This window comes from Noviherbaspirillum sp., from assembly GCF_036846085.1.
GTDB lineage: Bacteria > Pseudomonadota > Gammaproteobacteria > Burkholderiales > Burkholderiaceae_D > Noviherbaspirillum.
Map to the genome: position 1 here is coordinate 1 of NZ_DAIUCO010000274.1, position 6,693 is coordinate 6,693.

The 6,693-nt window shown below is 54.8% G+C and carries 7 protein-coding genes; all 7 read left to right on the forward strand.

From position 1 onward, the window contains the following. Positions 1-111 precede the first annotated feature (111 nt). On the forward strand, positions 112-492 hold the full coding sequence (gene secE, locus V7080_RS22165; protein WP_334190557.1) for a preprotein translocase subunit SecE: 381 nt from the start codon (positions 112-114) through the stop codon (positions 490-492). A 2-nt stretch (positions 493-494) separates the two neighbouring features. Further along, positions 495-1,085: a transcription termination/antitermination protein NusG gene (nusG, locus tag V7080_RS22170; RefSeq protein WP_334190558.1), complete on the forward strand. Its 591-nt coding sequence runs from the start codon at positions 495-497 to the stop codon at positions 1,083-1,085. Positions 1,086-1,273: 188 nt separating this feature from the next. Next, the gene (rplK, locus tag V7080_RS22175) at positions 1,274-1,705 is read left to right on the forward strand and encodes a 50S ribosomal protein L11 (protein ID WP_040039168.1); all 432 of its coding nucleotides are present in this window, start codon (positions 1,274-1,276) and stop codon (positions 1,703-1,705) included. Then, the gene (gene rplA, locus V7080_RS22180; RefSeq protein WP_334190559.1) at positions 1,705-2,400 is read left to right on the forward strand and encodes a 50S ribosomal protein L1; all 696 of its coding nucleotides are present in this window, start codon (positions 1,705-1,707) and stop codon (positions 2,398-2,400) included. The genes rplK and rplA overlap by 1 nt, the downstream gene beginning before the upstream one ends. Before the next feature lie 306 nt (positions 2,401-2,706). Then, positions 2,707-3,204 (forward strand): 50S ribosomal protein L10, encoded by a 498-nt coding sequence (rplJ, locus tag V7080_RS22185; RefSeq protein ID WP_326859881.1) that lies wholly within the window; start codon positions 2,707-2,709, stop codon positions 3,202-3,204. A 73-nt stretch (positions 3,205-3,277) separates the two neighbouring features. Beyond that, a complete protein-coding gene (gene rplL, locus V7080_RS22190) occupies positions 3,278-3,658 on the forward strand; it encodes a 50S ribosomal protein L7/L12 (RefSeq protein WP_334190560.1) in 381 nt (126 codons plus the stop codon). 329 nt (positions 3,659-3,987) lie between these two features. Beyond that, the coding region (rpoB, locus tag V7080_RS22195; RefSeq protein ID WP_334190561.1) for a DNA-directed RNA polymerase subunit beta at positions 3,988-6,693 on the forward strand (2,706 nt) is incomplete at its 3' end.

Sequence of the window (6,693 nt, forward strand, 5' to 3'; positions counted from 1 at the left end):
AGCGTCGGTCTCCAAAACCGAAGGTTGGGGGTTCGATTCCCTCTGCCCCTGCCACCGATTCAGTCGGTGCAGTGGTCGTTAACTGCACTATGGCGCCGAAAGTAACAATGTATGTCTAACCAGCCCGTCGAAACAGTCACCACATCGAGCGACAAGATCAAGGTCGCCCTGGCGATTTTCGCTGTTGTCGCGGGTATTGTCGGCTTTTATGTCTTATCGGGTCAGCCGACTATCGTTCGTGCCGCCGCCTTGGTTGGTGGTCTGGTCGCAGCAGTTGCTCTAGCATGGACGTCGACTTCCGGTCGCGAATTTATCGGCTTTTCAAAAGAGGCTGTGCGCGAAACCAAGAAGGTGGTTTGGCCGACCCGGAAAGAAGCGCTTCAAATGACTGGAATTGTCTTTGCATTTGTGGTGGTAATGGCACTCTTCCTTTGGGGTACGGACAAGCTGCTGGAGTTCGTTCTCTATGACTTGATTTTAGGTTGGAAATAACCATGAGCGAGAACATGCAAGATAGCCCGCAAGGCGCCTCGGCAGTCACTCACTCTGGTGGCGGCAAGCGCTGGTATGTGGTTCACGCCTATTCGGGTATGGAAAAAAGTGTTCAACGTGCATTGATGGAGCGCATTGATCGCGCCGGCATGCAGGACAAGTTTGGCCAGATCCTGGTGCCTACCGAAGAAGTCATCGAAGTCAAGAATGGCCAGAAATCTGTCACCGAGCGTCGTTTCTTTCCTGGCTATGTGCTGGTTGAGATGGAAATGACGGATGAGACTTGGCATTTGGTAAAAAACACTAGCAAGGTCACCGGATTCATTGGTGGCAAATCCAATAAGCCCACACCGATTCCGCCACACGAAGTCGACAAGATCATGCAGCAGATGCAAGAAGGTGTCGAAAAGCCGCGTCCCAAAGTCCTTTACGAAGTGGGAGAGTTGGTGCGGATCAAGGATGGTCCTTTTACCGATTTCAACGGCAATGTTGAAGAAGTCAATTACGAAAAATCGCGCGTGCGTGTATCCGTTACGATCTTCGGTCGCGCCACACCGGTCGAATTGGAATTCGGGCAAGTCGAAAAAGTTTGACAGGCACTGCGGAAAACCGAAATCAATAAACGCAGTCGCACTCTCTTCACCCAAGAACAAAAATACTTATCAAGCGCCGGTTGGAGCGCCGCATGCACACCGCCTGCCAAATCTGATCAATGCAGCAAGAGGAGCCAAAGTAGCCAACGCGGCGAACCGGCGCTAATACTCATTTAACAGGAGCCATCATGGCAAAGAAAATCATCGGTTTTATCAAGCTGCAAGTGCCAGCTGGTAAGGCCAACCCGTCCCCTCCTATCGGTCCTGCGTTGGGTCAGCGCGGTCTGAACATCATGGAATTCTGCAAAGCGTTCAATGCGCAAACCCAGGGCGTCGAGCCGGGCCTGCCGATTCCGGTTGTGATCACCGCGTTCGCCGACAAGTCCTTCACATTCGTGATGAAGACTCCGCCGGCTACCATCCTGATCAAGAAGGCCGCCGGTATTCAAAAAGGATCTGCCAAGCCGCATACGGACAAAGTGGGCAAGATCACCCGCAAGCAGGCAGAAGAAATCGCTACAACAAAAATGCCGGATCTCACGGCAGCTGACATGGATGCCGCCGTGCGTACAATCGCCGGTTCCGCTCGCTCCATGGGCATCACGGTGGAGGGTCTGTAATGGCTAAGTTATCGAAGCGCGCAAAGGCGCTGAAGGCAAAAGTCGACCGTACCAAGCTGTACCCGTTCGACAATGCAATCGCACTAATCAAAGAATGCGCAACTGCGAAGTTCAATGAGTCGATCGACGTTGCGGTGCAATTGGGCGTCGACGCGAAAAAATCCGACCAGGTGGTTCGTGGTTCGGTGGTTTTGCCGTCCGGCACAGGCAAGACGGTACGCGTCGCTGTATTTGCATCCGGTGATAAAGCCGAAGCGGCAAAGGCAGCAGGCGCTGACATCGTCGGCATGGAAGATCTGGCTGACCGTATCAAGGCTGGCGACATGCCTTTCGATATCGTGATTGCTTCGCCTGACACCATGCGTATCGTCGGTACGCTCGGTCAAATTCTCGGTCCGCGCGGCATGATGCCGAACCCGAAGGTCGGTACCGTGACACCGGATGTTGCGACTGCTGTCAAGAACGCCAAGGCAGGTCAGGTTCAATACCGTACTGACAAGGCCGGCATCATCCACGCGACCATTGGTCGCAAATCGTTTAGCGACAACGAGCTCAAGTCCAATCTGTTGGCCTTGATCGAAGCGTTGAACAAGGCAAAGCCTGCCACAAGCAAGGGCGTCTACCTGCGCAAGGTTGCAATCTCGTCCACGATGGGTGCGGGCGTGCGAGTCGATCAGGCGTCACTGACAGCTTGATGTTTTGAATAAAGTCCTCATGTAGGAACATTGCGTGAGGCGAATCTTTGGGCCGGATTGCTTTTGGCAGTACTGAAGGCAGTCCGGATTGTCAAAGACCGTTGGGCGGCGTGCATGCAGGTGATGCATAAAGTTAAACCGCGATGAGTAGTCATCGTACCCAACGCAGATGGTGAACCCGAACAAGTTTCGTAGTCTCAACGCTGCGCAATTCACATGATTTGCCAGTACTGAACTCCTGAACTTCGGACGCCGTGTTCGAACCGATGTCCGGCATTTGCCAGACATCATTTTTGGAGGTTGATCTTGAGTCTCAATCTGAATGACAAAAAGGCCGTCGTTGCTGAAGTCTCTGCAAAGGTAGCAAACGCACAGACGATCGTCGTGGCCGAATACCGTGGCATCCAGGTTGGTCACTTGACGCAACTGCGCGCCAAAGCGCGTTCCCAAGGCGTGTATATGCGCGTGTTGAAAAACACACTCGCACGTCGTGCCGTCGAGGGTACGCAGTTTGCTGGCCTTGCCTCCGAAATGACCGGCCCGTTGATCTATTCGATCTCTGAGGACGCCGTTGCTGCCGCCAAAGTCGTTCACGACTTTGCGAAAGGCAATGACAAACTGGTCATCAAGGCAGGTAACTATGCAGGAAAGTCGCTTGATAAAGCGGGCGTTACTGCATTGGCCAGCATTCCGAGCCGTGAAGTCCTCATCTCCCAGTTGCTGGGTGTGATGCAGGCTCCGGTCTCCGGCTTTGCCCGTGCGTTGGCTGCACTCGCAGCGAAGAAGGAAGCCGAAGGCGCTTAATTCAAGTGCGCTTTCAGTTCTTCTGCGTCAGTACCGATTAGATGTAATTACCGAATCAATTTAGGAGTTTCAAATGGCAATTAGCAAAGACGATATCCTCGAAGCAGTAGGCCAAATGTCCGTGATGGACCTGAACGACCTGGTCAAGGCTTTTGAAGAAAAATTTGGCGTGTCCGCAGCTGCAATGGCAGTCGCTGGTCCTGCTGGTGCAGGTGGTGCCGGTGCTGCTGCAGTTGAAGAGCAGACCGAATTCACCGTTATCCTGTCCGAAATCGGCGCAAACAAGGTTGGCGTCATTAAGGCAGTTCGCGAAATCACCGGCCTGGGCTTGAAAGAAGCCAAGGATCTGGTTGATGGTGCACCGAAGCCAGTCAAGGAAGGCATCGCCAAGGCGGATGCAGAAGCTGCAAAGAAGAAGCTGGAAGAAGCTGGCGCGAAAGCCGAACTCAAGTAATTTCGGCTTTGCGATTGGATTGCGGAACAGAATCGAGCATAGCAACATTCTGTTCCCGGCTGATTAGTAAGGCGCCGGAGTCAAAGCGCGGAATCCTCTCCAAAAGAGCGGGTTCGGCTTTGGCTCCTTTGTCGTTTTCAAATTTTGTTGTGTCGGTGTTGCGTTTGAGCCCGGTCTTAGTGTTTGAGGGCAAGCAACAAAATTAGTTTAGTCGAGTTTAGTTTAGTTGAGCTCGAAGACCGAGACTTGAGGTTTCGCAGGCCGCAAATCATAACCGTGCCGGGCAAAACCTGAATTCTCCATCCTTCCCTGTCACTCACGGAGTGTCCATGCACTACTCATTTACTGAGAAGAAGCGTATTCGCAAATCATTCGCGAAGCGCGCCAACGTTCACAATGTTCCGTTTCTCCTGGCCACCCAGCTCGAGTCCTATTTAGGCTTCCTGCAGGCGGACAAACCGGCCTCGCAACGCAAGAATGAAGGTTTGCAATCCGCCTTCACCTCGATTTTCCCAATCGTATCGCACAATGGATTTGCTCGGCTAGAGTTTCTGTCTTACGTGTTGGGCGATCCACCGTTCGACGTAAAAGAGTGCCAACAGCGCGGATTGACGTTCGCTTCCCCGCTGCGCGCCAAGGTTCGCCTGGTCATTCTGGACAAGGAATCGCCCACCAAGCCGGTCGTGAAAGAAATGAAAGAGCAGGAAGTCTACATGGGCGAACTGCCCTTGATGACAACCACCGGCTCCTTCGTGATCAACGGCACCGAACGGGTGATCGTATCGCAGCTGCACCGTTCGCCGGGCGTGTTCTTCGAACACGACCGCGGCAAAACACATTCTTCCGGAAAGCTGCTGTTTTCTGCACGGATCATTCCTTACCGCGGTTCATGGCTCGACTTTGAATTCGATCCGAAGGACATTCTGTTCTTCCGCGTCGACCGTCGACGCAAGATGCCAGTGACGATCCTGCTCAAGGCAATCGGCATGACACCGGAGCAAATTCTCGCCAACTTCTTCGTGTTCGATAATTTCACTCTGCGTTCTGAAGGCGCAGAGATGGAATTCGTTTCCGAACGCCTGCGCGGTGCAGTCGCCGGTTTCGATATCAGCGACAAGTCCGGCAAAGTCATCGTGTCGAAAGACAAGCGGATCAACGCAAAGCATGTTCGTGAAATCGAGGCCGCCGGCATCAAGCATATTTCGGTGCCCGAGGACTATCTGCTGGGCCGCATCCTGGCGAAGAACATTGTCGATGCCGACACTGGCGAAGTGATTGCCAGCGCCAACGACGAGCTCACCGATGAACTGCTTGGCCGTCTGCGCGAGGCAGGTGTGACAGATATCCAGACCCTGTACACCAACGATCTCGACCAGGGTGGATATATTTCGCAAACACTGCGCATGGACGATACCGCCGACCAGATGGCCGCGCGCGTGGCGATCTATCGCATGATGCGTCCCGGCGAGCCGCCGACGGAAGATTCCGTCGAAGCCTTGTTCAACGGCTTGTTTTACAGCGAAGAACGTTACGACTTGTCGGCCGTGGGCCGCATGAAGTTCAACCGCCGTATCGGACGCGACGAACTGACCGGCGCGATGACCTTGTCGAACGAAGATATTCTCTCCGTCATCAAGATCCTGGTGGAGTTGCGAAACGGTCGCGGCGAAGTGGACGACATTGACCACCTCGGCAACCGTCGCGTTCGTTGCGTCGGCGAACTGGCAGAAAACCAGTTCCGAGCTGGCCTGGTGCGTGTCGAACGTGCTGTCAAAGAACGTCTCGGCCAGGCCGAAGCGGACAACCTGATGCCGCACGACCTGATCAACTCGAAGCCGATCTCTGCGGCCATCCGTGAGTTCTTCGGTTCTTCGCAGTTGTCGCAGTTCATGGACCAGACCAATCCGCTGTCGGAAATCACCCACAAGCGCCGTGTCTCAGCGCTCGGACCGGGCGGCCTGACCCGTGAACGTGCCGGCTTCGAAGTCCGTGACGTGCACCCGACCCATTACGGCCGCGTGTGCCCGATCGAAACGCCGGAAGGCCCGAACATCGGTCTGATCAACTCGCTGGCGCTGTACGCGCGCCTGAACGAATACGGCTTCCTCGAAACGCCATATCGCAAGGTTGAAGGCAGCAAGATCACCAACCAGATCGATTACCTGTCCGCGATCGAAGAAGGCCGTTACATCATCGCCCAGGCGAATGCGACCGTCGCCAAGGACGGCACATTGTCGGACGAGCTGGTATCGGCCCGTCAGGCTGGCGAAACCATCCTGGTATCGCCGGAGCGTGTGCAATATATGGACGTCGCGCCAGGCCAGGTCGTGTCCGTCGCTGCATCGCTCATTCCGTTCCTCGAGCATGACGACGCAAACCGTGCGTTGATGGGTGCCAACATGCAGCGCCAGGCCGTGCCTTGCCTGCGTCCGGAAAAAGCCTATGTCGGAACCGGCATCGAGCGCACCGTTGCGGTTGACTCCGGAACGACCGTGCAGGCATTGCGTGGTGGCGTGGTGGACTACATCGATGCGGGCCGCGTGGTGATTCGCGTCAATGACGATGAAGCCGCAGCCGGCGAAGTCGGTGTGGATATCTACAACCTGATCAAGTACACGCGTTCGAACCAGAACACGAACATCAACCAGCGTCCGATCGTGAAGGTCGGTGACCGCGTTGCCAAGCATGACGTGATTGCCGACGGCGCATCGACCGATCTGGGCGAGCTTGCCCTTGGCCAGAACATGCTGGTCGCCTTCATGCCGTGGAACGGTTACAACTTCGAGGATTCAATCCTGATTTCGGAGAAGGTCGTTGCGGATGATCGCTATACGTCGATCCATATCGAAGAGTTGTCGGTCGTTGCACGTGATACCAAGCTGGGCGCTGAAGAAATCACCCGTGATATTTCCAATCTGGCAGAAAACCAGCTTGCGCGTCTCGATGAATCCGGCATCGTCTATATCGGCGCCGAAGTCGAAGCAGGCGATACGCTTGTCGGTAAGGTAACGCCGAAGGGTGAAACCCAGCTGACA